17 protein-coding genes are annotated in these 23,451 nt (G+C 60.3%); 12 read left to right on the top strand and 5 right to left on the bottom strand.

Annotated features, from left to right (window positions below; all coding sequences use genetic code 11):
- Window positions 1-2: 2 nt before the first annotated feature.
- A complete protein-coding gene (locus tag GTP58_RS26425; RefSeq protein WP_161079992.1) occupies window positions 3-863 on the bottom strand; it encodes a putative selenate ABC transporter substrate-binding protein in 861 nt (286 codons plus the stop codon).
- 126 nt (window positions 864-989) lie between these two features.
- On the opposite strand from GTP58_RS26425, the gene egtD reads away from it, so the two are divergent.
- Window positions 990-1,994, top strand: a complete 1,005-nt coding sequence (egtD, locus tag GTP58_RS26430; RefSeq protein WP_161079993.1) for an L-histidine N(alpha)-methyltransferase — start codon at window positions 990-992, stop codon at window positions 1,992-1,994.
- A 3-nt stretch (window positions 1,995-1,997) separates the two neighbouring features.
- Complete coding sequence (gene egtB / locus GTP58_RS26435) at window positions 1,998-3,218, top strand: ergothioneine biosynthesis protein EgtB (RefSeq protein ID WP_161079994.1); 1,221 nt, start codon at window positions 1,998-2,000, stop codon at window positions 3,216-3,218.
- Between the two features lie 8 nt (window positions 3,219-3,226).
- On the opposite strand, the gene GTP58_RS26440 is transcribed toward egtB, so the two are convergent.
- Window positions 3,227-4,441, bottom strand: coding sequence for an NAD(P)/FAD-dependent oxidoreductase (locus tag GTP58_RS26440; protein ID WP_161079995.1), 1,215 nt, complete (start codon window positions 4,439-4,441; stop codon window positions 3,227-3,229).
- Between the two features lie 120 nt (window positions 4,442-4,561).
- Here GTP58_RS26440 and GTP58_RS26445 point away from each other — a divergent pair, with 120 nt between their 5' ends.
- Window positions 4,562-5,083: an Rrf2 family transcriptional regulator gene (locus GTP58_RS26445; RefSeq protein ID WP_161079996.1), complete on the top strand. Its 522-nt coding sequence runs from the start codon at window positions 4,562-4,564 to the stop codon at window positions 5,081-5,083.
- On the opposite strand, the gene GTP58_RS31660 is transcribed toward GTP58_RS26445, so the two are convergent.
- Together GTP58_RS31660 and leuA are read right to left on the bottom strand one after the other, a co-directional pair.
- Window positions 5,073-6,623, bottom strand: coding sequence for a methyl-accepting chemotaxis protein (locus GTP58_RS31660; RefSeq protein ID WP_161079997.1), 1,551 nt, complete (start codon window positions 6,621-6,623; stop codon window positions 5,073-5,075). The genes GTP58_RS26445 and GTP58_RS31660 overlap by 11 nt on opposite strands.
- A 45-nt stretch (window positions 6,624-6,668) precedes the next feature.
- Complete coding sequence (gene leuA / locus GTP58_RS26455; RefSeq protein WP_161079998.1) at window positions 6,669-8,363, bottom strand: 2-isopropylmalate synthase; 1,695 nt, start codon at window positions 8,361-8,363, stop codon at window positions 6,669-6,671.
- 529 nt (window positions 8,364-8,892) lie between these two features.
- On the opposite strand from leuA, the gene GTP58_RS26460 reads away from it, so the two are divergent.
- Window positions 8,893-11,850 (top strand): heparinase II/III family protein, encoded by a 2,958-nt coding sequence (locus GTP58_RS26460; RefSeq protein WP_161079999.1) that lies wholly within the window; start codon window positions 8,893-8,895, stop codon window positions 11,848-11,850.
- Here GTP58_RS26460 and selD read toward each other — a convergent pair.
- On the bottom strand, window positions 11,847-12,896 hold the full coding sequence (gene selD, locus GTP58_RS26465; protein ID WP_161080000.1) for a selenide, water dikinase SelD: 1,050 nt from the start codon (window positions 12,894-12,896) through the stop codon (window positions 11,847-11,849). The two genes, GTP58_RS26460 and selD, sit on opposite strands and share 4 nt — an antisense overlap.
- A gap of 53 nt (window positions 12,897-12,949) precedes the next feature.
- Here selD and senA point away from each other — a divergent pair, with 53 nt between their 5' ends.
- The 8 genes from senA (at window position 12,950) to GTP58_RS26505 (ending at window position 23,443) form a co-directional block, all read left to right on the top strand.
- Window positions 12,950-14,143, top strand: a complete 1,194-nt coding sequence (gene senA, locus GTP58_RS26470) for a selenoneine synthase SenA (RefSeq protein WP_229215757.1) — start codon at window positions 12,950-12,952, stop codon at window positions 14,141-14,143.
- Window positions 14,144-14,218: 75 nt separating this feature from the next.
- Window positions 14,219-15,499, top strand: a complete 1,281-nt coding sequence (locus tag GTP58_RS26475) for an amidohydrolase family protein (protein ID WP_161080001.1) — start codon at window positions 14,219-14,221, stop codon at window positions 15,497-15,499.
- 94 nt (window positions 15,500-15,593) lie between these two features.
- A complete protein-coding gene (locus GTP58_RS26480) occupies window positions 15,594-16,877 on the top strand; it encodes a hypothetical protein (protein WP_161080002.1) in 1,284 nt (427 codons plus the stop codon).
- A 204-nt stretch (window positions 16,878-17,081) separates the two neighbouring features.
- Window positions 17,082-18,731 carry a methyl-accepting chemotaxis protein gene (locus tag GTP58_RS26485; RefSeq protein WP_161080003.1) on the top strand — a complete coding sequence of 550 codons (1,650 nt, stop codon included), beginning with the start codon at window positions 17,082-17,084 and terminating at the stop codon, window positions 18,729-18,731.
- 78 nt (window positions 18,732-18,809) lie between these two features.
- Window positions 18,810-20,630: a DUF885 family protein gene (locus GTP58_RS26490; protein WP_161080004.1), complete on the top strand. Its 1,821-nt coding sequence runs from the start codon at window positions 18,810-18,812 to the stop codon at window positions 20,628-20,630.
- Window positions 20,627-21,883, top strand: coding sequence for a glycosyltransferase (locus GTP58_RS26495; RefSeq protein ID WP_161080005.1), 1,257 nt, complete (start codon window positions 20,627-20,629; stop codon window positions 21,881-21,883). The genes GTP58_RS26490 and GTP58_RS26495 overlap by 4 nt, the downstream gene beginning before the upstream one ends.
- Window positions 21,884-21,917: 34 nt before the next feature.
- Window positions 21,918-22,331 carry a surface-adhesin E family protein gene (locus GTP58_RS26500; protein WP_161080006.1) on the top strand — a complete coding sequence of 138 codons (414 nt, stop codon included), beginning with the start codon at window positions 21,918-21,920 and terminating at the stop codon, window positions 22,329-22,331.
- A gap of 44 nt (window positions 22,332-22,375) precedes the next feature.
- Entirely contained in the window at window positions 22,376-23,443 is a 1,068-nt protein-coding gene (locus GTP58_RS26505) for a hypothetical protein (RefSeq protein ID WP_161080007.1), read from the top strand.
- Window positions 23,444-23,451: the final 8 nt, after the last annotated feature.

The following is a 23,451-nucleotide window of genomic DNA, read 5'->3' on the forward strand; positions in this document are numbered from 1 at the left end:
GATTACTTCAGCAGGCCCGCGTTTCTGGCTGCGGCTTCGATGTTCTTGTAGTTCTCGGCCTTGGTCGGGATGAATTTGGACGCGCGCTGCAGTTCCATGATGGCCTTGTCCTCAGGCTTGCTGGCATCCAGCGCCAGGAAGGCGTCGCTCAGTTTTTTCTTCAGATCGGCGTTCATGTCGGTACGCACGGACCAGTTGTAGTCGTAGTAGCCAGGCGTGGTGTAGAACACGCGCACCACGGCAGGATCGACCTTCTTCGCTTCCAGCAGTTTTTCCCACACCGAGATATTCAGCGCGCCCGCATCGACCTTGCCGCCTGCGACCGCTGCTACAGTGGCGTCGTGCGCGCCGGAGAAGGCGATGCGTTTCAGATCGGTGTCCGGGTTGATCTTCGCCTGCAGCAAGTAATAGCGCGGCATCAGGTGGCCCGAGGTCGAGGACTCGGAGCCGAAGCTCAGGGTTTTGCCCTTGAGGTCATTCAGGCTGTTGATGCTCTTGTTGGTGGTGACGAACACCGAGCGGAATTTTTCATCTTCGGCGCGTTGTACCAGCGGCGTGATGGCGCCCTTGCTGCGCTCATTGGCCTGGACGAAGGTGAAGCCGCCAAACCAGACCATGTCGACTTTTTTATTAATCAGGGCTTCCACCGAGGCGGCGTAGTCGGTCACCGGAGTGAATTCAACCTTCATGCCGATTTTCTTTTCCAGATACTCGCCGAGCGGCTTGAACTTGCGTTGCAGCTCGGTCGGTGCTTCGTCGGGAATGGCTGACACGCGGAACACGTGATCGGCCGACTGTGCATGGGACCAGGAAGCGGCCAGCAGCATGCCGGCAGCGAGTACGGATTTGAGGGTGAGTTTCATTGCGGTTTGCCCTTTAATGTGAGAAGTCGCACAGAACTTTCGGTACAGCGCTACAAAATAGATATTCGGCTATCATAGCAAAAATCACCTCGGCGGATGGCCACCTACATAAAGGCAGAGCACCGTATGCAAATGTCCCGCACCTCGGCGATCCGTGTTGTTTCGCCCAACGTAAGCAACACGCTGCCGCTGCGGCAGGCCCATGGCAGCGCGGCTGTCATCGCAGAGATCAGCGAGGGATTGCTGGCGTCGTCCGCACACACGTCGCCCAAATTCCTCTACGACGATCTCGGCTCCAAACTGTTCGAGGCGATCTGCGAATTACCTGAGTATTACCCGACCCGTACCGAAGCAAGCATCTTTGCCGCCTATGGCGCCGATATGGCGCATGTGGTGGGCGACGGCGCATCGCTGATCGACCTCGGGGCCGGCAACTGCGCCAAAGCCGCTGCGCTGTTCCCGCTATTGAAGCCGGCGCAGTATGTGCCGGTCGATATCTCGCGTGACTTCCTGCTGGGAGCTGTGAACTCCTTACAACAGCGCTTCCCGCAGATCGAGATGACCGCGCTGGGGCTGGATTTTTCCAACGGCTTTGAATTGCCGGACAGCGTGCGTAGCGAGCGCCGCGTATTCTTTTATCCCGGTTCCTCGATCGGCAATTTCTCGCCGGAGCAGGCGGTGGGCTTCCTGCGCGGCCTGCGCGCCAATGCCGGCGAGGATGGCGGGCTGCTGATCGGCGTCGATCTGATCAAGGATCACGCCCTGCTGGACGCGGCATATGACGACGCCCTGGGGGTGACCAGCGCGTTCAGCCTGAACATGCTGCGCCACCTGAATCATTTGGTCGGTGCGGACTTCGATGTCGACCAATGGCAGCATGTGGCCTTCTTCAATCCCGAGCTAAGCCGCATTGAAATGCATCTGGAAGCGCGTTGTCCGCTGACTGTCACCTGGCGTGGCGGCGAGCGCGATTTCGCCCGTGGCGAACGGATACACACCGAAGACAGCTACAAGTACACGCGCCAGTCCTTTGCCACCTTGCTGGAGCGGGCCGGCTTTGCCACCCAGCGCATGTGGACAGACAAGGATCACTGGTTCGCCGTCATTTACGCGCGTGCTATCGGCGATTGAACCATGAACCAGCTACACAATCGCTACACTGCGGTACGCAAACACACGCTGGCATTGGCTGAACCGCTATCCGATGAGGACTGCGGCGCGCAATCGATGCCGGACGCCAGTCCGATCAAGTGGCACCTGGCGCACACGACGTGGTTTTTTGAGACCTTTATCCTGGAGCGGCTTGAGCACGATTTTGCGCCATTTCATCCAGCGTTCCGCATCCTGTTCAATTCTTACTACAACGGCATCGGCGAGAAGCATCCGCGTCCGCAGCGCGGCTTGCTGACGCGGCCCGGCATGGCGCAGGTGCGCGCCTATCGCGCCGATGTGGATGCGCGCATCGCCCGCTTGCTGGAGAGTGAAGCCGGCGCCGAGCTGGAGATGCTGATTACACTGGGCTTGCAGCATGAGCAGCAGCATCAGGAGCTCATGCTTACGGACGTCAAGCACCTGCTGGCGCAAAGCCTGCTGCGGCCTGCCTACATGGAAATCCCGTTGCATCCTGCCGCAGCCAGCGCACCACTGGCGTGGCTGGAATTTGAAGGCGGCCTGACCGAGATCGGCTACGACGGCACAGGCTTCAGCTTCGATAACGAACTGCCACGCCACAAGCAGTATGTGGCGCCATTTGCGCTGGCCTCGCGGCTGGTGACCAATGGCGAGTACCTGGCCTTCATCAACGCTGGCGGCTATTTCAACGCGGCCTTGTGGCTGGCGGAGGGCTGGGACTGGGTGCGCGCCCAGAATCTGAAGGCGCCGATTTACTGGTTCCAGGACGAGCAGGGCGCCTGGCAGGAGTTCACGCTCCATGGCGCGCTGCCGCTGGACCTCAATCGCCCAGTCACGCACGTCTCGCTGTTTGAAGCGGATGCTTATGCCAATTGGGCTGGCGCGCGCCTGCCCACTGAAGCCGAATGGGAGTGTGCAGCTGTGCAGGCGCGCGCACCGGTGGAAACCGGATCGCTGCATCCGGCCGGTGTCACCGGCGAGCGTCTGCGGCAGATGTACGGCCACTGCTGGCAGTGGACCAGCAGCAGCTATGCACCATACCCCGGCTTTGCGGTGGCGGAAGGTGCGCTCGGCGAATACAACGGCAAGTTCATGCTGAACCAGTATGTGCTGCGCGGCTCGTCGTGCGCGACGCCGGAGGGACATGCGCGCGCCAGTTACCGTAACTTCTTCCCGGCTGGCGCGCGCTGGCAATTTACCGGCATCCGGCTGGCTCGCCGTTAAGCCGCACATCAAGCCATATACTGCACCGGGCGGTTTTCCGGATTGGCCAGTGCAATGACTTCCGCCATCTCCGCTTTGGGCGGATAGATCCAGAGCGTGTTGATGTTGTGTTTCAGCGCAGCCGCTTCCGCACCGGCCATCCTGACCTGGCGGTCCCACCCTTCGGTGTACACCGCATCGCCGGTGCCAAGCGCCAGGCAGGTCACATAGACTTGCTGGTCGTACGGGATGGCATCCAGCCCCAGTACGTCGGCCATGGCGTTGTGGCCTGCGGAACGTCCGAGATTCATCGCATGCTGGCAGGACATCAGGGCATGGTTGCCTTGATCGTCGGCGGCAGCGCAGGCGACATCGCCAGTGGCGTAGATGTCGGAGGCGCCGACGCGCAGCGCTGGCGTGACACGCAGGCGGCCAAATGCATCCCGTTCGCCCGGCACTTGCGCGGCCAGCGCGCTGGCGCGGGCGCCCGCTGTCCAGATCACGGTTTCCGATTCGATGCGCTCGCCGCTGGCGGTGGTCACGCCCGAGGCGTCGATGGCGGCGACGGCATGGCCAAGGCGCAGGCTTACGCCTTTGTCTTGCAGCGACTGTTCGATAACGGGACGCGGACCCGTGCCCAGGTCCGGGCCGATTTCCGCAGCACGTTCAACCACAACGACTTCGATACCCGTGTCCTGGCCCAGAATCGCGCGCAGGCGTGCCGGCATTTCCGCCGCCGTCTCGATGCCGGTAAAGCCACCGCCGCACACGACGACAGTATTGCGCGCCTTGCTGGCTGGGCGTGTGGCCAGTGCCTGCAAGTGGCGTTGCAGTTCTTCCGCCTCGGATAACTGGTCAACGCTGAATGCGTATTCCTTCAAGCCTGGAATATCCGGGCGGAAGAGGGTGCTGCCGCTGGCCAGTATCAGCTTGTCATAGGTGAAGGATTGCGATTTGTCGTCGGCGTCGAGATAGCTTACCGCATGGTCTTGCGCATGGATTTGCTGGACCGTGCCGGTCAGATGACGCACGCCAGCCGCCTTGAACAAGTCCACCAGCGAAGGCGCCATGCCTGACAGGTCTGCCTCGTAGAGACGTGGACGGATATGCAGTTCCGGCTGCGGCGAGATAACGGTGATCTCCACCTCTTCCTGCCTGTTTTGCAAATGGCGCAAGCGTGCGGCCGACAGCGCACTCCACATGCCGGCAAAGCCGGTGCCCACGATCAGAATTTGTTTAGTCATTTTTTGTATCCTTCGAAAATTGCTGCGTCAAGAACTGCGACTATAATTGTCGTAGTTTGTAAACGCAAGCGTTTTCAGGCCATCGTGCTAAAATATGCGACTAAATTTGTCGGAGTTCTTATGGCGCACATCAGTTCAGGTGTCGAATATGGCATCCATTGCCTGCTATTTCTGGTCAGCGAGTCAGGCGACGGCCGCGACGCGAGCGTGCGCGATCTGGCGGAGCTGCAAGGCGTGCCACAGGATTTCCTTGCCAAGATTTTTACCAAATTGGCCAAGGCTGGCCTGGTGGCGGCGACCGAAGGGGTGAAGGGCGGTTTCATGCTGGCCCGTCCCGCCAGCAAGATCAGCGTGCTGGACGTGGTGCGCGCTATCGATGGCGAGAAGGCCCTGTTCGACTGCCGCGAGATCCGTGCACGCTGCGCGCTGTTCGAGGATGCGCCGCCGGCCTGGGCGACGTCCGGCACCTGCGCGGTGCACGCGGTCATGCTCAACGCGCAGCGGCATATGGAGCAAGCGTTGGCGCAGGAGACGCTGCAGGACCTGGCGCAGCGTGTCGGCCGCAAGAGTCCTGTCAGCTATGAGAGCAAGATCGTCAACTGGCTGGGCGAACGCGCGGAAAAGCGCACCGTCAAGTCTTAGACAGGCGGAACTGGCTGACGACCTGATTCAATTCGCCAGCCTGGTCCTGCATGGCGGCTGCCGCAGCGGCGGCTTCTTCCACCAGTGCGGCGTTCTGCTGCGTGACCTGGTCCATCTGGCTGATGGCGATATTGATTTGCTCGATGCCGCTGGTCTGCTCGTGGTTGGCCAGCGTGATTTCGCCGACGATGGCGGTGACGCGGCGCACGCTGTCCTGTACCTCATCCATGGTGCTGCCGGCCAGGTCCACCAGTTGCGCACCGGCGGCGACCTTGTCGACTGAATCATCAATCAGCGTCTTGATTTCCCTGGCGGCGCCGGCAGAGCGTTGCGCCAATGTGCGTACCTCCGACGCCACCACCGCAAAGCCGCGCCCCTGTTCGCCCGCGCGCGCCGCCTCCACCGCAGCGTTCAACGCCAGGATATTGGTCTGAAAAGCGATACCGTCAATCACCGCAATGATATCGACGATTTTGCGCGAGGACTCGTTGATGGCGTTCATGGTGTCCACCACTTGCGCCACCACGGCGCCGCCGCGCTGCGCGACCTCGGTTGCCGTTTGCGCCAGCTGATTGGCCTCATGCGCGTTGGCGGCGTTTTGCTTGACGGTGCTGGTGAGTTCCTCCATCGAGGCGGCGGTTTCCTCCAGCGAGCTGGCTTGCTGTTCGGTGCGCGTGGACAGGTCCATATTGCCGCTGGCGATTTCCGCCGACGCGGTGTTGATCGCGCCCGTGCCGCTGCGCACACGGCCGACGATGTGGGCCAGGTTGTTGTTCATTTGCCCCAGCGCTTCCAGCAACTGGCCCATTTCATCGCGCTGTGCGCTGCTGATGTTGCGGGTCAGATCGCCGGCGGCGACGGCGCGCGCCATTTGCAGCGCCGTGCCTATCGGGTCGGTGATGGAACGGGTGACGCGCCAGGCAAACGCCAGCCCCAGCGCCAGTGCCAGCACGCCCAGCCAGGCCATCATCTGGCCTGCCAGCGAGATATCCTTGGTAATCAGCTCACCGTTCCGGGTGGCGACGGTTTTCTGGAGATCGGCGAGTTCGCGGATACTGCCCTGTAGCGTGGCCAGCTTGGGCAGCATGTCGCCCTGCAGCGCTGTCAGGGCTTCGTCGCGCTGGCCCGCATCCAGCATTTTCACGATACGCGAGAAGGAAGCCACATACGCCTTGCGCTGTTCGATAACGCGCGCCAGCAGGGCTTTGCCGTTCTCGGTGTAGAGCAGCCTGTCGAGCGTCTCCAGGGCGGTGCTGATGGTTTTCTTGTTGGCGTCGATTTCGCGGTTGATTTCCGCGATGCGCATTTTGTCGGTGGTGGTGAAGAGTTCCAGCGTGAGTGCCGAATTGGCGCGCGTGGTGCTGCTGACGGTGGCCGCCGCTTCGGCCTTGACCCAGTCCTTGTCGAGCAGGACGCCGGTGAGCGAGCCAATGCTGCTTAACCTTTGCAAGCCGATCCCGATCAGGATGGCCATGAGCAGCAGCACGGCGCCGAAAGCGATGCCCAGGCGGGCGCCGATCTTGAGATGCGAGAAAATCATTACTGGCTCCTCGTCAATCAAACGAAGAGCCAGTATAACGCGGTATTACGCGGCGATGGCGCCTTTACCTTCGGTCGATTCAGTACGGGCCAGCTGGCGGTTGACGGCGCTGAGCACGGCCTTGAACGACGCGGTCAGGATGTTGCTGTCGGTGGCCGCGCCAAACAGGGTAGGGCCGTTGGCCAAGCGCAGTTCGACATAGCAGGCTGCCTTGGCGTTGGCGCCGGAGCCAATCGAGTGCTCGTGGTAGTCCATCAGCTTGATGTCCAGGCCCAGCGCATCGACGAAGGCGTCGATCGGGCCGTTGCCGCCGCCTTGCAGCGCCAGTGGCGCGCCACGGTGCATCATGGCGATATCGATTTGCACCGGCTCGTCGCTGCTGGTGTCTTCCACCATCTTGTGCGAGCTGTAGGCATAAGGTGAAGTCTGTTCGAAGTACTCCTTGCTGAAGATGTTGTAGATGCCTTCAGCGGTGATTTCCAGGCCGGTCTGGTCGGCCACGGCTTGCACCGCGCGGCTGAATTCAATCTGCAGACGGCGTGGCAGTACCAGGCCGTAATCCTGTTCGAGCAGGTAGGACATGCCGCCCTTGCCCGACTGGCTGTTGACGCGGATGACGGCGTCGTAGCTGCGGCCCAGGTCTTGCGGGTCGATCGGCAGGTAAGGAATCTCCCAGATCGCGCCGGCTTCCTGCTTGGCGAAGCCTTTCTTGATGGCGTCCTGGTGCGAGCCGGAGAAGGCGGTGAATACCAGGTCGCCCACATAAGGGTGGCGTGGATGCACTGGCAGCTGGTTGCACTCTTCCACTACCTTGCGCACTTCGTCGATGTCGGAGAAGTCCAGGCCGGGATTGACGCCTTGCGTGTACAGGTTGAGCGCCAGCGTGACCAGGTCGACGTTGCCGGTGCGTTCGCCGTTGCCGAACAGGCAGCCCTCAACGCGGTCGGCGCCGGCCATCACCGCCAATTCCGCCGAAGCGACAGCGGTGCCGCGGTCGTTGTGCGGGTGGACCGAGATAATCAGCGAATCGCGGCGGGTCAGCTTGCGCGACATCCATTCGATCTGGTCGGCGTAGATATTGGGCGTGCTGCATTCCACCGTCGATGGCAGGTTGATAATCATCTTCTTGTTGGGCGTCGGCTCGAAGATGGCGATGACGGCGTCGCAGATATGCTTGGAGAAGTCCAGCTCTGTGGTGGAGAACGATTCCGGCGTGTATTCGTAGCCCCAGTCGGTGTCCGGGTGTTGTTTGGTCAGCTCTTTCACCAGCTTGGCGCCGCTGGTGGCGATGTTGGTGATCTCTTCGCGCGACATGCCGAATACCACCTTGCGGAATACCGGCGCCACCGAGTTATACAGGTGGACGATGGCGCGCCTGGCGCCGACGCAGGATTCCACGGTACGGCGGATCAGCTCTTCACGCGACTGGGTCAGCACGATGATGGTGACGTCGTCCGGGATGCGGTTCTCGTCAATCAGCTTGCGCACGAAGTCGAAATCGGTCTGCGATGCGGACGGGAAGCCGACTTCAATCTCTTTCAGGCCGATCTTGATGAGCAGCTCGAACATGCGGATTTTCTTCTCGATGCTCATTGGCTCGATCAGCGCCTGGTTACCGTCGCGCAGGTCGGTGCTCATCCAGATTGGCGGCTTGCTGATAATGGCGTTCGGCCAGGTACGGTCGGTCAACTGGACAGCCGGGAAGGCGCGGTATTTGCTCGCTGGGTTCTGCAACATCATGGTAGTGCTCCTGAATTCTGAATTGTGGATGCCGGCGTGGGTTTGCTGGCGCTACTGAGTGTGGCGGAGGGTTGCCGTGCTACCACGGGGCGCTAGGCGCGGCAACCGGTCGGTAGTTTTAGCAGTAGCGTCGACAGCAGACGTGCGCCAGCCGGCATCGCGATCGCATCGCGGGTGCTAGATGGAGCAAGGGAGGCCGTAGTCGTAGAGAGCATCGGTGCAAAACTTTCCTGGATTTTGGAGACTGTGCGGCTTGTGGCCGTCACGAGGGTACAACAGGGACGCGGATTAAGCGCGTGCTAGTAGGCGCGCTGCTAGCGATAGGGCGCTGGCAGGCGATAGCAGGAAAGCGGATAGGTGCAGATGCGAGATCATGGGCTTTAATGTAAGAGATCGCTGCGTTTGGTGTCAAGGAAATTTTGCGCACAGGGGGATGCAAACCCCAGCGGCGTTTTGAATGGTGATTATTTATTACACTTGCTTAAATTGAAATCTGTATCATGAAGCTCCTTATCTCGCGGAGCTTTCCATGCGCAATTTCTCACTTCGTTCGATCACGCTGGCGATTGGGCTGGCATTGACGGCCCATGCCTATGCACTGCCTGGCACGATCAATAGCGCCCATCCCAGGCTGTACGCCTCCCAATCAGACATCGATCAGCTGAAACAGACGCTGATGATGGGTTTTCCTTCGGTGCTGCCAAACAAATTCACGTTGCGGTTCAAGCTCGCCGCCGGAAAACGCTCCTCGGACGATGTCTGGGGAGTGACGCTGTTCGGAAATTCTGGCATTAAAAAGAACGCGTTCTTCATCAATCACCTGGACGATAAAGACACCGCCACCACCGCAGCCATCCAGTTTGGTATTTTTGCGGCCGATGGCCAGCTGGCATTTAACACCACGCAGTATTCACAGTTTGGTACGGAGACGGTCTTTTCGCTGAGCTATGACGGTGCGCGAAAGACAGCAAGTCTGGCGATGAACGATCAGGTTGTCTATACCAGGCCGGTGAACTGGGCACCGCTTTTGCCGTTTTTTATCATGGCGGCCCGCAAGGGTGACTTGGTCACCGACGTTAAGTTGTTCGATGATGCGGCACCAGCCGCGCCGCTGTGGGCGCGTGACCGCATCGACCCCGAGCAGGGCGCTGCCTATCTCAAGCTGGTGGCGGATGCGAAGAACAAGGCCAGCATCATTGCGGACTGCGTCAAGAATCAAAGCAATGTGAAGTCGGGCCAGATCTGTGACGTCAGGAACGCAGGCCGCAATTTTATTCTGGGCGGCGCCAAGTCGCTGGCACTTGCGTATCAGCTGACCGGCGATGAGACCCTGCTGACCGCAGCAAAGAATTATGTTGCGCTGATACGGGGCGCGGCTGCCGACGCTGGCGGCCAGTGGTCAATGAGCGCACGGGTGGCGGCACTGGGCGTGATCTACGACTGGTTCTACGCTCAGCTGGACGAGACGATGCGGGCGAATATTCGCGCAACGATCGTCCAGACAATCCAGGCGCCGGGGAAAGACTCCCTGATCACGATGATCTGCGGTGAGGGACATGCACTGTCGGGCGGAGATAATATCCTCGACTGTGCCGGTCCGCCTGATCTGGCGACGTCTTACATCCAGGGACTACAGGCCAGTGCCATGACGGGTGCCGCACTGGGCCTGTTGGCGATCGTTGAGGACAGCGATGCCCATAATCTCAACGTCAGGCCCATGATCGATACCATCTACAGCCATCTGGTCAATGGCCTGATTCCTGCGCATGAATATATTTCGGTCGATGGCGGCCATCACACCTTGTTCGCCTATGGCTCAACGGTGGGGGAAATGATAGAGCGGCTGATTATGTGGCGCAGAGTCCTGAGCACGCAGGACGGCAGCCCGATTGCCGCGACAAAATTCGATGCGAAGTCGGTTCGTCCATTTATTTACGGCCTGCGTGGTGATGGCGGTTTTCCCGCCGAGGGCGATAACTTCGATATCACAGCGGACGCTGAGTACATCGGCTACGCTGCCCTTAATGCCGCCAGCAAGGGGGATGACGCCGCAACGACGTTTTATCAGAATAACGTCAAGGGGCAGCGCAAGTGGGCGGCATTGCAGCAGATATGGGATCTGCTGTATTTCCCGGGACCGCTGGCTGCACCTGGCGAGCTTACCCGATTGCCGCTGGCCGAAAAATTCAGCGTAGCCGGCAATGTCTTTATGCGCGACAGCTGGGATTACGCCAATTCGACGCTGCTGGATTTCAAGTCCACCTCATTTATCAGCGAGTCGCACCAGCACCTGGACCAGAATAGTTTTTCCGTGTTCCGCCATGCGCCACTGCTGGTGGACTCGGGCATCTACGATGAATACGGAAAGTCACATTGGAAGAACTATACTTCGCGCACGATCGCCCACAATAGCATCGTGCTGTACGATGCGAATGAATCCCTGCAGTTTGATGGGGTGGTCAGCAACGACGGCGGGCAATGGTTTAAAACCTCGCAGAAGCGCTACCCGACGCTGGCGCAGATCCAGCCGGAGGGCGTCAATGCGCTGGGCGGCATTACCCAGTTTGAGAATGGTCCCGGCTACGCATTTGTGACTGGCAATGCCAGCAAGGCTTATTCTGCCAAGCTGGATCAGCAGGACGGCTTCCTGCGCAGCATTGTCTATCTGCGTCCCGCGAGCGTGGGTGGTAAAACATCGATATTGGTATTTGACCGCATCCACACGGCTAAAACTCTGCCGGCAACCTCGATATTGCATACGGTCGACAAGCCGGCCTTTCATGCACTAGCGGCGGTGGAAGCTGGCGGGCGCCTGAATCTGACATCGACGGCGAATGGAAATTTCCCGCTGGTGGTTCGCAACGGCGATGGCATGATGACGATAGAGCCACTGTTGCCGGAGAATGCGCTGATTACCCTGGTGGGTAGCCAGCCAGGCGTCCAATGTGATCAAGTGCTGACCGATGGCAGCACAGGAACGCCGGGTAGTGACTGCCGCTTCACCTCGCGCAAACTGGATGGCAGCGGCTGGGCCAATTTTGCGCCGAAGAGTTCCTTCTCGATTGACCGGACGGCTGATTTCGGCGGATGGCGGATGGAAATTTCACCTGCCTCTCTCACCAAGGACGGCTTGGGCACCTATCAATGGTTCCTGAACGTACTGCATGTGGAAAAGCAGCGGCCTGAATTTGACCCGACCAGTAATAGTGCGCTGCTGCTGCGTAGTGCCAACGCGGCCGCGGTGGCGGTGGATGCGGGAACGATGGTGGTATTCGCCAAATCGTCTGTTGCGGCGCCGCTGCTGCGCTGGAGTGCGGCCAGCGATTACCGGGGCACGATCCTGGCGGTCGGCCTCCAGCCATCGACAGCTTACATTCGCACTTACGATGCGAAAACAGCGGAAATCGTGCTGACGGCATCCGCCGCCGCTGATCCTGCAGCCTTGCGCACTTCAGATCAGGGTGTGCTGTACATCCCCGGTAATTAAGGGGCTACGTGTACGCGGGCGGGGCCAGCGGCCATGCGGCCGATGACAGCGGCTTCGCCGAAACCCTCGCGGCGGAACAGGGCGAGGATTTCTTCGACGCTGCCTTCGTCGCAGGAGACCAGCAGGCCGCCCGAGGTTTGCGGGTCGGTCAGCAGGGAGTGCTGGGCGGGCGTGATGGTTGCGGCCAGCTGCACGTCAGCGCCGTAGGCAGCCCAGTTGCGGCCGGAGGCGCCGGTGAAGTAGCCGTCGTGCGCCAACTGTTCCACGCCGGGCAGCAGCGGGATACTGGCCATGTCCAGATGCGCTGACAGCTTGGCGCCGCGCGCCAGTTCCAGCAAGTGGCCCAGCAGGCCAAAGCCGGTAACGTCGGTCAGCGCGTGCACGCCTGGCAGTTCGGACAGCGCCTTGCCAGGTTTATTGAGCTTGGTGGTGTTGGCGATCATGGCCTGGTAGCCGGCGGTATCCAGCTTGTCTTTTTTAAGTGCGGCCGACAGTATGCCCACGCCCAGCGGTTTGCCGAGGATGAGCACATCGCCTGCCTTGGCATCGGCGTTGCGTTTGACTTTCGATGGATGGATCAGACCCATGACCACCAGGCCGTAAATCGGCTCGACGGAATCGATGGTGTGGCCGCCCGCAATCGGGATGCCCGCTTCGGCGCAGATCGATTCGCCGCCTTTGATGATCTGGCCGATGGTTTCCACCGGCAGTTTGTTGATCGGCATGCCGACCAGTGCCAGCGCCATGATCGGTGTACCGCCCATCGCATACACGTCGGAGATGGCGTTGGTGGCGGCGATGCGGCCGAAGTCGTACGGATCATCGACGATGGGCATGAAGAAGTCGGTGGTGGCGATCAGCGCCTGTTCGTCATTGAGCTGGTAGACGGCGGCATCATCGGCGGTTTCTATGCCGACCAGCAGTTCCTTCGGCACCGGGAAGCCGTGCGAGTTCTTCAGAATTTCGGACAGCACGCCGGGCGCGATTTTGCAGCCGCAGCCGCCGCCATGGGAGAAGGAAGTCAGTTTGATTGCATCGTTGCTCATAGTGGGAATCCTGTGGTGACGGGGGCGGCTGGCGTGGCTGGTACAATCGCCGCATGACCTCATCCTTCAGGAACGCCACGTCGCAGCAGCTGGCCCAGGCCTTGCAGCATTCGCGGAATTATACGCTGTCGCTGTTCGAATGTTTTGCCGCCGCCGGTATGGATGCGGCGGCGCGCGTGCCACAGCTGCGCATGATCGATCCCCCTGTATGGCGGCTGGGGCAGATCGCCTGGTTTGCGGAATGGTTCATCTTGCGTGAAGCGGCGTCCAGCCATCCGGCTGATGCCCATGGCAACTGCCTGCTCACCAAGGGCGATGACTGGTTCGATGCCGAGCGTGTGCCGCACAGCAGCCGCTGGACGCTGGACCTGCCCAGCACTGGGGGCGTGAAGACCTACTGCCATGAAGTGCTGGACCGCGTGCTGGATAAATTGTCGCGCGAGCCCAACACGGACGATGCCTTGTATCCATACCGCCTGGCGCTGGCCCACGAGGACATGTGCGGCGAAGTCTTGCTTTACACCTTGCAGGCATTGGGACTCCCAGCGCCGCTGCCGGTCGCCAGTGAACAGTTGCAGGCATTTGCGCCGTCTGAAATCGGCTTCCCTGGCGGGACGATACAGCTGGGGAGCATGGCCGGTAGTGGCTTTGCGTTCGATAACGAGCGCCAGGCGCACAGTTTCCACGTCGCGCCGTTTCGCATGGATAGCACGCTGGTGACGAATGCGCAGTATGCAGATTTCGTCATCGATAGCGGCTACGATAACCGTCAATTCTGGAGTCAGGCCGGTGCGGACTGGCTGATGCGCCAGGAGCGTTCGGCGCCGCGCTACTGGCAGCGCGACGGGGCGCAGTGGCGCACCATGCGCTTCGGGAAGCTGTCTACACTGGCCGGTTCGGAGCCGGTGCGGCATGTGAATCTGTATGAGGCCCAGGCCTATTGCGCGTGGGCCGGCCGCCGCCTGCCTACCGAAGCAGAGTGGGAATATGCGGCGTTGTCGGGCCATCCGGCGTTCCGCTGGGGCCAGTTGTGGGAGTGGACGGCGTCACCATTCGAGCCGTATCCCGGCTTTACGGCGGACCGTTATCTGGAATATTCGGAGCCATGGTTCCATACGCATCAGGTGCTGCGCGGCGCGTCGTTCGCCACGCCCTCACGTTTTGGTTCGGCCAGGTTCCGTCATTTCTACCTGCCCGAACGCGACGATCTCTTTGCCGGTTTCCGCACCTGTGCCTGGCCCGGATAGTTCAACAATAAGAACGCTTTTTCGCAGGGGCTCTGCTATGCTTTTCGTTTTCCTCCAAGACCAAGGGCGCCCACAATGAAACTGAAGCACTTCCTGATTTCCGCAGCCATTCTGGGCGCGGCCGCGCACACCAGCGCCGCCGACCAGGTGACGGTGATCCGCGCCGGCAAGCTGCTGGATGTGGTGGCCGGTACGGTACTGAAAGACCAGAACATCATCATCACCGGCGAGCGCATCACCGCTGTCGGGCCGGCGGCATCGACGCAGATACCGGCCGGTGCACAGATCATCGATCTGTCGGCGCAAACCGTGCTGCCAGGCCTGATCGACATGCACACCCACCTGACTGCCGATCCTTTCATGGGCGGCTATAACTCGCTGGGCGTCTCCGATACTCGTGCTGCGCTGTATGGCGTGCGCGCCGCGCGCAAAACGCTGGAAGCCGGCTTCACCACCGTGCGTAACGTGGGTGCGGGCGGCTTTGGCGATGTGGCGCTGCGCGATGCGATCAACGATGGCGACTTCATCGGCCCGCGCATGCGCACCGCCGGTTATGCCATCGGCATCAAGGGTGGCCACTGCGACGAGAACTTGCTGCCGCCGGAGATGAACTTCACCGGCCGTGGCGTGGCAGACGGCCCATGGGAAGCACGCGCCAAGGTGCGCGAGATGGCCAAGTATGGCGCGGACGTGATCAAGATTTGCGCCTCGGGCGGCGTGCTGTCCAAGGGCGATGAACCGGGCGCGCAGCAGTACACGCTGGAAGAAATGCAGGCCATCGTCAATGAGGCCCATAAGCTGGGCCGCAAGGTAGCCGCACATGCCCATGGCACCAGCGCGATCCACGACGCCATCCTCGCGGGCGTGGATTCGATTGAGCACGCAAGCCTGATCGACGACGTCAACATCAAGCTGGCGAAAGAGAAGGGCACCTACCTGGTCATGGATATCTACAACGATGACTTCATCCTGCAGGAAGGCGAAAAGGCCGGCATGCTGGCGGAATCGATCGAGAAGGAAAAGGTCATTGGCCAGCTGCAGCGCGATAACTTCCGCAAGGCCTTCCTGGGCGGCGCCAAGATGGCGTTTGGTACCGACTCCGGTGTCTACCCGCATGGCGACAACGCCCGGCAGTTCTACTACATGACCAAGTACGGCATGACCTCGATGCAGGCGATTCAGGCGGCGACCATCAATGCGGCCGACCTGCTGGGCTGGAAGGACCGCGTGGGCTCGATCAGTGTCGGCAAATACGCCGACATCATCGCCGTCAAAGGCAACCCGGCCGAAAACGCCAATGAGCTGACCAAAGTGTCGTTCGTGATGAAGGGCGGAGCGGTGATCCGCAATCAGTAAGCCGGCGGCGCTGGCCTGACGGGGCATCACGCTGGCTCGCCAAGTCATGCGGGTGGTATAGGGCAAAGAATGTTTTTATTCTTATACTGTTTGCATGCGTGTTTCATTCCTACTTTTTGCCGGGCTACTGCTGGCTGCTGTGGTGAGCGGATGCGGTGGTGGCTCGGCGGCTTCTTCGGAAGCCGCCAGTAGCGGCAATACCGCAAGCGGATCTACCTCCAGCGCCGCAATCGCCGTCACGGATCCTGTCACCGTCGGTACCCTCAAGGGTATGTCCGACGCACTCGTGGTTGGCGACCATATCGTGGTGCGCTCACGCTCTGATGCCTTTGTCACCTTGAACGGCCAGCCCGTGTATCCAGGCACGCGCTTGAGCGTTCTGGATAAGCAGGGCAAGCTGGTGTCCACCACGGATTATGGCTTCACGCTGGCCGCAGGCTACACCGGCGACTGGGTCATGATGCTGTCGCCCGATGGCTTCATCATGGTGCAGTCCACGAGCGGCACCAGGTTGCAGCACTTCGATGCGCAGGCCCGGCTGGTGGGCGGTGCAACCGACCTTTATCCGACGGTGGCCGCGACCTCCACCACCGAATACGCGGCGGCGGAAAACGGCGGCGCGGTGGACGGCAATGGCTTCTGGCTGGCCACCACTTTCTCGCTGCTGCCGGTCACGGACAAGACGCAGTATGTACTCAAGCTGTGCAAATTTGATTTCAGCGGCAGGCAGCTGACGCCGCCGTTCATGATTTCGACTTCGGCCCTGCATCCGCGCGTGGCTGCCGCCGGCGGCGCCGTGCAGGCCGGCTGGCTGGAAGGTGGCGGCGGCATGCTGGCCATGTGGTCCAAAGGTGCGGGCGCGCCGACCATCCGTTCAATTAACACGGGCGGCTCGCAGCCATACCCGCTGGCGCTGAACACGGATGGCAAAATGGGCGTGCTGTGGAACGGCAAGGCGACCATGACCAGCACCGGTGGCGTGATGGGGGTGATGATCGATAATTACGGCACGCCTTTGCTGGCCACGGGCCGCACCGACCTGACCCAGGAAACGCTGTCCGCGCACTGGGATGGCAATGTACGCGCGACGGTGATCGATGCCCATGCCTATAAAGGCGGCATTGCGATTGCGGGCAGCGCAGTGGGAGCCTTGAAAGCCGGTGAGCCTATCACCGATGTACTGGTGCTGGCGGATTACACCCTGGGCACGGACCCGCTGTCCTCTTCGGCGCAGACCATATTGCGCTTCACCTTGCCGGGCCGCGCGGCGCTTGGCCCCACCCCTGTTTTGCGGCAGATGCTGTTCGACGATTACGCGGTGCTGCTGATTGGTGACGACAATCGCCTGCAGGCTGTCTATACAACCAGGAATCACTAGCCGTGTCTAAGTGACAAATGGCAACAAAAAGCCATTTGTCCAAGACAATTGTGTTTATTTCCGGCATTGATTACTGCATAATCTTAACCCTTAGTCACACACACTCGTCCTAGTCCCCGCCGACGTGTTCGTGCATCCCTTACTCAATTAGCTCACGGCGCAATCAGCGCCGTTTTTGCGTTCGTTCTTCATCACGGGAAGAAGATGGAATTCTTTAAAAAACTGAAAATCGGTACGCAGTTGGCGCTCAGCTTCGGCACACTGACTGCACTCATGTTGATCATGGCAACCTTCGCCATCGTCCGCACCAACAGCATCACCAATGCGTTTCATGATGAGCAGCGGCTGATGGCGGAAAAGCTGGAGCCGCTGTACGCCGCGCGCGAAGCGCTGGCGCAGACTGGCCTGGCCGCACGCAATGCTTACATCTTCAGCGACAACGCGCAGGCCGCGAAGGAGCTGACACTGCTGGACGAACAGCGCGCCACGTATCTGGCTGCGCTGGAGAAGATGACGCCCGCCTTCAAGGGCGATGCCAACTTTGACAAGGTTCGCGGCGGCCTGCTGAAAATGGCCGAAGAACTCAAGCGCGTGCGCAAGATGCGCGAGTCGGGTGATCTGGAAGCCCTGTCGGCTTTCCTGACCAATGAATGCAGCCCGCTGCGTCGCCAGATCGTCGCCGACATCGCGGTCGTGCTGACGGCAGCGCAGAACGAAACGCACGCCGCCAGTGCTGGCGTGGACGCGCATGCGAATGATGCGTTCCTGTGGATCGTGCTGCAGGCGGTGCTGTCGCTGGTGGTCAGCGTGCTGATCGCCTGGGTGAATACGCGACTGCTGCTCAAGCAGCTGGGCGGAGAGCCGGCGTATGCCACCGATATCGCCAACAAGATCGCTGAAGGCGATCTGTCGGTGTCGGTGGAAGTCAAGGCCAACGACAAGACTAGCCTGCTGCACGCGATTGCGGCGATGCGCGACAGCCTGTCATCCATCGTCGGTCAGGTTCGCCAGGGGACGAATCTGATCGCCACGGCGTCGTCGGAAATCGCCAGTGGTAACCGTGACCTGTCGCTGCGCACCGAGCATCAGTCGGAGTCGCTGGAGAAGGTGGCGACGGCGATGGAAGAATTGACCGGCACCGTGCGCCAGAATGCCCACAACGCGATGCAGGCGAATACGCTGGCGCTGACGGCCTCCAATGTGTCGGAGCAGGGCGGCCAGGTGATGGAACAGGTGACGGTGACGATGGCGTCGATTAACGAGTCGTCGAAAAAGATCGTCGATATCATCTCGGTCATCGACGGCATCGCCTTCCAGACCAATATCCTGGCGCTGAACGCGGCGGTGGAAGCCGCGCGCGCCGGCGAACAGGGCCGCGGCTTTGCCGTGGTGGCGACCGAAGTGCGCAACCTGGCGCAGCGCTCCGCAGCGGCGGCCAAAGAAATCAAGACGCTGATCGATGATTCGGTGGAGAAGGTCGGCACCGGTTCGGAACAGGTGCACAAGGCCGCGGAAACCATGCACGAAGTGGTGGGCAGCGTGAAGCGCGTTACCGAGATCATGGGCGAAATCAGCGGCGCCAGCATGGAGCAGACGGCTGGCATCGAGCAGGTCAACAATGCCATCGGCGAAATGGACAGCATGACGCAGCAGAATACCGCGCTGGTCGAGCAGGCTTCAGCGGCGGCGCAGGAGCTGCAGGACCAGGCCACCAGCCTGGCGCATGTGGTGGACGTATTCAAGCTGGAAGCGCACACCGCCAGCGTGACGGGACTGCGTGGCCGCAAGCCGCGTTACGCGCCCGGCGCTGCGTCGCATGGCGACGAGGAGATTCGCCGTATCGCCAATGGGTGATCGAGAATAATCGCTTGCTTGTAGCACGTTGCTCATTCCATAATTGAAAAATAATTATGACGATGGGGAGAGTGCTGCATGAAGCGTGTTTTCAAATGGCTGGGTCTCGCGCTGGTCACGGTAGTATTGGTTGTCGCGGCGTTAATCGCCCATACGATTTACTTCAAGCCGTTGAAGCTGGACTGGTTCTACACCAAGGTGTTTGCCGCAGTTGCCATCGACAGCCCGGAAATGCTGTCGTCGATGCGTATTCTTCCGGGCTGGCTGGACTTCTACAGCAGCAAGCTGGATGACGCTTCTCCTGCCCACGAGCAGAAGGCGCTGGAGCTGGTGAAGAACAGCCTGGCCACCATCAAGCAATACGACCGTGAGAAGCTGGACCGCGAAGGCCAGCTCTCTTACGATACGCTGGCCTACTACCTGCAAATCCAGGTGGATGGCGAAGCATTCAACAAATACGATTTCCCGGTCAATCAGATGCAGGGCGTGCAAAGCGCGCTGCCGGACTTCATGGTGCAGGTGCACCAGGTCGAGAATAAAGCCGAAGCGGATGCCTACATCACGCGCCTGAAACTCTTCCCCACCAAATTCAGCCAGTTGACGGACGCTTTGCGTGCGCGCGAATCGTTGGGCGTTATTCCTCCGCGCTTTACGGTGGAAAAGGTGCTGACGCAGATGAACGGCATGATTGCCGGCGCGCCGGAGCAGCATCCGCTGTACGTCACCTTCAAGGAAAAGCTGGACAAGATTCCTGCCGCAGAAATGGATGCGGGTACGCGCACGCAGTTGCTGGCCGCCGTTGCTGCCGCCATCAAGGACCAGGTGTACCCGGCCTATCGCGGCTTGATCGGCTATTTCACCGCATTGCAGCCTAAGGCCAAAGAGAACAATGGCGCCTGGGCGCTGCCGAATGGCGACGCGTACTATGCATGGGCTGTGCGCATGCACACCACCACCAACATGACACCACAGCAGGTGCATGAGCTGGGGCTCGCAGAAGTGGCGCGCGTGAGCGCGGAGATGGATGCCATCCTCAAGGCGCAAGGACTGAGCGAAGGCACCGTCGGTGCGCGTGTACAGCAGCTGGCGCGTTCGCCGGAGCAGCAGTATCCGAATACGCCGGAAGGCAAGAAGGCCATGCTGGCGCAGTATCAGGCCATTCTGGATGAAGTGAACAAAGGTCTCGGCAGCGCCTTCGATATCCGTCCCCAGCTGGGCGTGAAGGTGGAGCAGGTGCCACCGTCGTCGGAAGCCACGGCACCGGGTGCTTACTATATGCCGGGGGCGTTTGACGGCTCGCGTCCAGGTGTGTTCTACGCGAATATGCGCAATCCGGGCGATACGCCGAAGTTCGCAATGCGCACGCTGGCTTATCACGAAGGTATTCCCGGCCACCACTTCCAGGTGTCGATCGCGCAGGAGATGCAGGGCGTGCCGTTCTTCCGCCGCGTGCTGCCGTTCACCGCTTATCAGGAAGGCTGGGCACTGTATGCGGAGCGCCTGGCGTATGAGATGGGCTTCCAGAAAAATCCGCTGGATAACCTGGGCCGTCTGCGCGATGAGATGATGCGCGCGACACGCCTGGTGGTGGATTCCGGCATCCACTACAAGCACTGGACGCGCGAGCAGGCCATCACCTACATGATGGATAACACCGGCATGGCGGAAGGCGATGTGACGGCGGAAGTTGAGCGCTACTTCGTCAATCCGGGCCAGGCGCTGGCGTACAAGGTTGGCATGCTGAAGATCCTCGCGCTGCGTGAACATGCGAAGCAGGAGCTGGGTGATAAGTTCGACCTGAAGCAGTTCCACAACGAGGTGCTGTCGCATGGCGCATTGCCGCTGTCGGTACTCGAGCGTGTGATTGACGACTGGATCGCGAAGCGCAAGCAGGCATGAAGATAGGATTGCAGACCTGGGGCAGCCATGGCGATATACGTCCCATGCTGGCGCTGGCGGAAGGCTTGCAGCTGGCCGGGCATGACGTCACTCTGCTCATCACTTGCGTGGACAGCGATGCCTATGCTGCTGTGACGTCGGCTGCGGGCGTGCGCATCCGCGTGCTGGCGTCGCCGGTGATTACGGCGGAGCAGGGGGCGGAGATAGGCTGGTCTATCGTCAACTCGCGCGATCCCTTGAAGCAGATGGCGTTGATACTGCGCCGCTGCTTTGGCCCGGCCGAAGACGAGATGTTCGTGGCGGCGCAGCAGCTGGCAGGGGAATCGGATGTGCTGGTGGGGCACTACTTCATGCATCCGTTGCAGATCGCTGCGGAACATGCAGGCAAGCCGTATGTGAGTGTGCTGCTGTCGCATGCGGCGATCCCCAGTGCTTACAGCCATCCGCTTGGCTTGCCTCGGGTGTTCAATGGCTTCCTGTGGTGGCTCACGCGTAGGCTGCTGCACCGGACGCTCAAGCCGTATGTCAACCGGTTGCGCGCGCAACTGGGTATGGCGCCCGCCAGGGACATTGTCAGCGAGGTGTGGCTGCCACCGTACCTGACGCTGGTCGGCGTCAGTCCGCAAATTTGCGAGCGACAGCCGGACTGGCCGGATACGGTGCTGGTCTGCGGCTTCCTCGACATGCCCAATATGCAGCTGGAAGGCCAGTTGACGGAGTTATTAAGCGCCTTCCTGGCCGCAGGCGAGGCGCCCGTCTACATGACGCTGGGCAGCTGGATGCCGCCAGATATCGCCAACCAGACCGATACGCTGCGCATGCTGACGCAGGCTGCACGGCTGGCAGGCTGCCGCGCTGTGATCCAGGCATCGAACTGGGAGGCATGCGGCTTCCGTTCCGATGACCAGATCATGTATGTGTCAGCTTCGCCGCATCACCTGATTTTTCCGCGTTGTGCGGCGGTGGTCCACCATGGCGGCGCCGGCACTACCCAGTCGACGACACTGGCGGGGCGGCCTTCCATTGTCATCGCACATATCAGTGAGCAGGAACATTGGGCCAATGAGCTGCGGCGTATCGGTGTCGCAGGCAAGCTGACGACGCGCCGCAGCGTTACCGCAAAACAGCTCGCTGACCGCATCCGCCATGTGCGCGCGCATCCTGAGCTTGCCGAAAACGCACAAGCCATCGCAACGGCAATGGCGCAAGAGCATGGCGTTGCGAGAGCGGTTGAATTGATCACTCGACGATGAGTGGCGCTATCACATTTTATCAATCGGGCCGTTTATGAAAATACCCTTTATATTTGCCGCGCTTCTGCTGGTTAGCGTGAATGCCGCTGCCGACTGGACCAAGTTGACCACCCACCCTGGGCAGGTGGAGTATGCGGACTTTTCTACTGTACGAATGGATGGCGCGTTGAAGCAGATCTGGAAGTTGCAGGATTTTGAGACAGAAAAATGCATCGGCGCCGCTTGCTACCGCTCGATCAAATCCCTGCACCAATACGACTGCAAGCACGAAACCAGCCGTATCAAGTATGTGGTTTTTTATGCCGAGGCGATGGGGCAGGGGCGGGATCTGAAGACGCTCAACGAGCGCGAACTTGGTAGTGATGGCGAGTTTGCGCCTGTCGTCCCCGACACGCAGGGATACTACGAGTTCCAGGGCATCTGCGGCACCGAGCAAAAAAAGAAATAGTAAGCACCGGGCAGGTTTATAAAATTGAGATGGGCGAGAGAGTGATGAGACAACGGCTTTGTATTGGCATTTCTTTGTTTGTATTGGCGTTCCAGGGGAGCGCCTGGGCTGCGGAGGACTATCTGCAGAATTGTCCGTTGAAGAAGGGCGACCAGCTCTCTGCGATCAAGGGCTTTTACAAAATCAGCGCAGAACCGAAGGCGCTGGAAAAACCTTCGCCAGGAAATTCCAGCTACGCGTACACCTTTCTGGAATATGGCGTTGTGCTGTACCTCGATGAGAACAAACGCGTCCAGGCGCTGCGCTTTGAACGGCCGTTTGCAGGGCATGTTGATGGCGTTGCGGTTGGCGACGAAAAATCGCAGCTCACCAACGAGCCGGTTAAAAAAGTGGCCGGCTTCGCCGATGCCGAAGTGATAGAAGCCAGAGCGAAGCACAAACGCGAGATTATTGACGGCTTGCCCAATCCCGCCCCCAGGGAGCAGGTGCTTAAAGCCTTTGCGGCAATTGAGGAGTTGAATGCGCAGCCTTTCAGCGCGAGTAGCGGCTGGATTTACAAAAGTTATGACGGCGCGATGGTGCGCTATGACATAGGCTCGATCAGCAACCGGGTCCAGACCATCCTGACGGAGCGGGGAACCGCGCCCCAGGGAGCCAAGGTTGGCAGCTTGACGCAGCAGTCGTTGCAGGAATTTTTCCATCATGGCGACCAGCTGTACAACGCCAGCAAGCTGGATGAGTACATGGTCCGCTTTGCGGAAAATTATACGATCAAGGTGAACGACAAGTTGATCACCCAAGGCAAACGCGCGCGCCAGCAGGAAGTGTTTGAAATTTTCTACAAGGAGTATCCGCATCTGGCGGAGACCGTGGTGCATTCGGCGGCGATTGCCGATGATGGACAAAGCGCCATCGTCAAGCTGACCGAGACAGACCGCTATCGCAAGCGTATCGGCGGCATCGGCACCATCCTGCAGGAGAAGCGGCCGATGGAGCATAACTTCGCCGTGATCGACGACGCTACGGTGCGGCTTGCACTGGTAGGTGGCGTCATCAAAATTGCGCGCATGGATATTGATAAGCGCGAGATCACTGAAAACGCAGGAAAGTGAAACCACGG

This window comes from Duganella sp. CY15W, from assembly GCF_009857555.1.
GTDB lineage: Bacteria > Pseudomonadota > Gammaproteobacteria > Burkholderiales > Burkholderiaceae_D > Rugamonas > Rugamonas sacchari.

Bases quoted from the DNA above. Each gene is read 5' to 3' on its own strand.
- GTP58_RS26490 (WP_161080004.1), top strand. From the start codon at position 18,810: ATGAAGCGTGTTTTCAAATGGCTGGGTCTCGCGCTGGTCACGGTAGTA.
- selD (WP_161080000.1), bottom strand. From the start codon at position 12,896: ATGAGCAACGATGCAATCAAACTGACTTCCTTCTCCCATGGCGGCGGC.
- GTP58_RS26485 (WP_161080003.1), top strand. From the start codon at position 17,082: ATGGAATTCTTTAAAAAACTGAAAATCGGTACGCAGTTGGCGCTCAGC.
- GTP58_RS26495 (WP_161080005.1), top strand. From the start codon at position 20,627: ATGAAGATAGGATTGCAGACCTGGGGCAGCCATGGCGATATACGTCCC.
- GTP58_RS31660 (WP_161079997.1), bottom strand. From the start codon at position 6,623: ATGATTTTCTCGCATCTCAAGATCGGCGCCCGCCTGGGCATCGCTTTC.
- GTP58_RS26425 (WP_161079992.1), bottom strand. From the start codon at position 863: ATGAAACTCACCCTCAAATCCGTACTCGCTGCCGGCATGCTGCTGGCC.
- GTP58_RS26475 (WP_161080001.1), top strand. From the start codon at position 14,219: ATGAAACTGAAGCACTTCCTGATTTCCGCAGCCATTCTGGGCGCGGCC.
- egtB (WP_161079994.1), top strand. From the start codon at position 1,998: ATGAACCAGCTACACAATCGCTACACTGCGGTACGCAAACACACGCTG.
- leuA (WP_161079998.1), bottom strand. From the start codon at position 8,363: ATGATGTTGCAGAACCCAGCGAGCAAATACCGCGCCTTCCCGGCTGTC.
- GTP58_RS26440 (WP_161079995.1), bottom strand. From the start codon at position 4,441: ATGACTAAACAAATTCTGATCGTGGGCACCGGCTTTGCCGGCATGTGG.
- GTP58_RS26505 (WP_161080007.1), top strand. From the start codon at position 22,376: ATGAGACAACGGCTTTGTATTGGCATTTCTTTGTTTGTATTGGCGTTC.
- GTP58_RS26500 (WP_161080006.1), top strand. From the start codon at position 21,918: ATGAAAATACCCTTTATATTTGCCGCGCTTCTGCTGGTTAGCGTGAAT.
- egtD (WP_161079993.1), top strand. From the start codon at position 990: ATGCAAATGTCCCGCACCTCGGCGATCCGTGTTGTTTCGCCCAACGTA.
- GTP58_RS26445 (WP_161079996.1), top strand. From the start codon at position 4,562: ATGGCGCACATCAGTTCAGGTGTCGAATATGGCATCCATTGCCTGCTA.
- GTP58_RS26460 (WP_161079999.1), top strand. From the start codon at position 8,893: ATGCGCAATTTCTCACTTCGTTCGATCACGCTGGCGATTGGGCTGGCA.
- GTP58_RS26480 (WP_161080002.1), top strand. From the start codon at position 15,594: ATGCGTGTTTCATTCCTACTTTTTGCCGGGCTACTGCTGGCTGCTGTG.
- senA (WP_229215757.1), top strand. From the start codon at position 12,950: ATGACCTCATCCTTCAGGAACGCCACGTCGCAGCAGCTGGCCCAGGCC.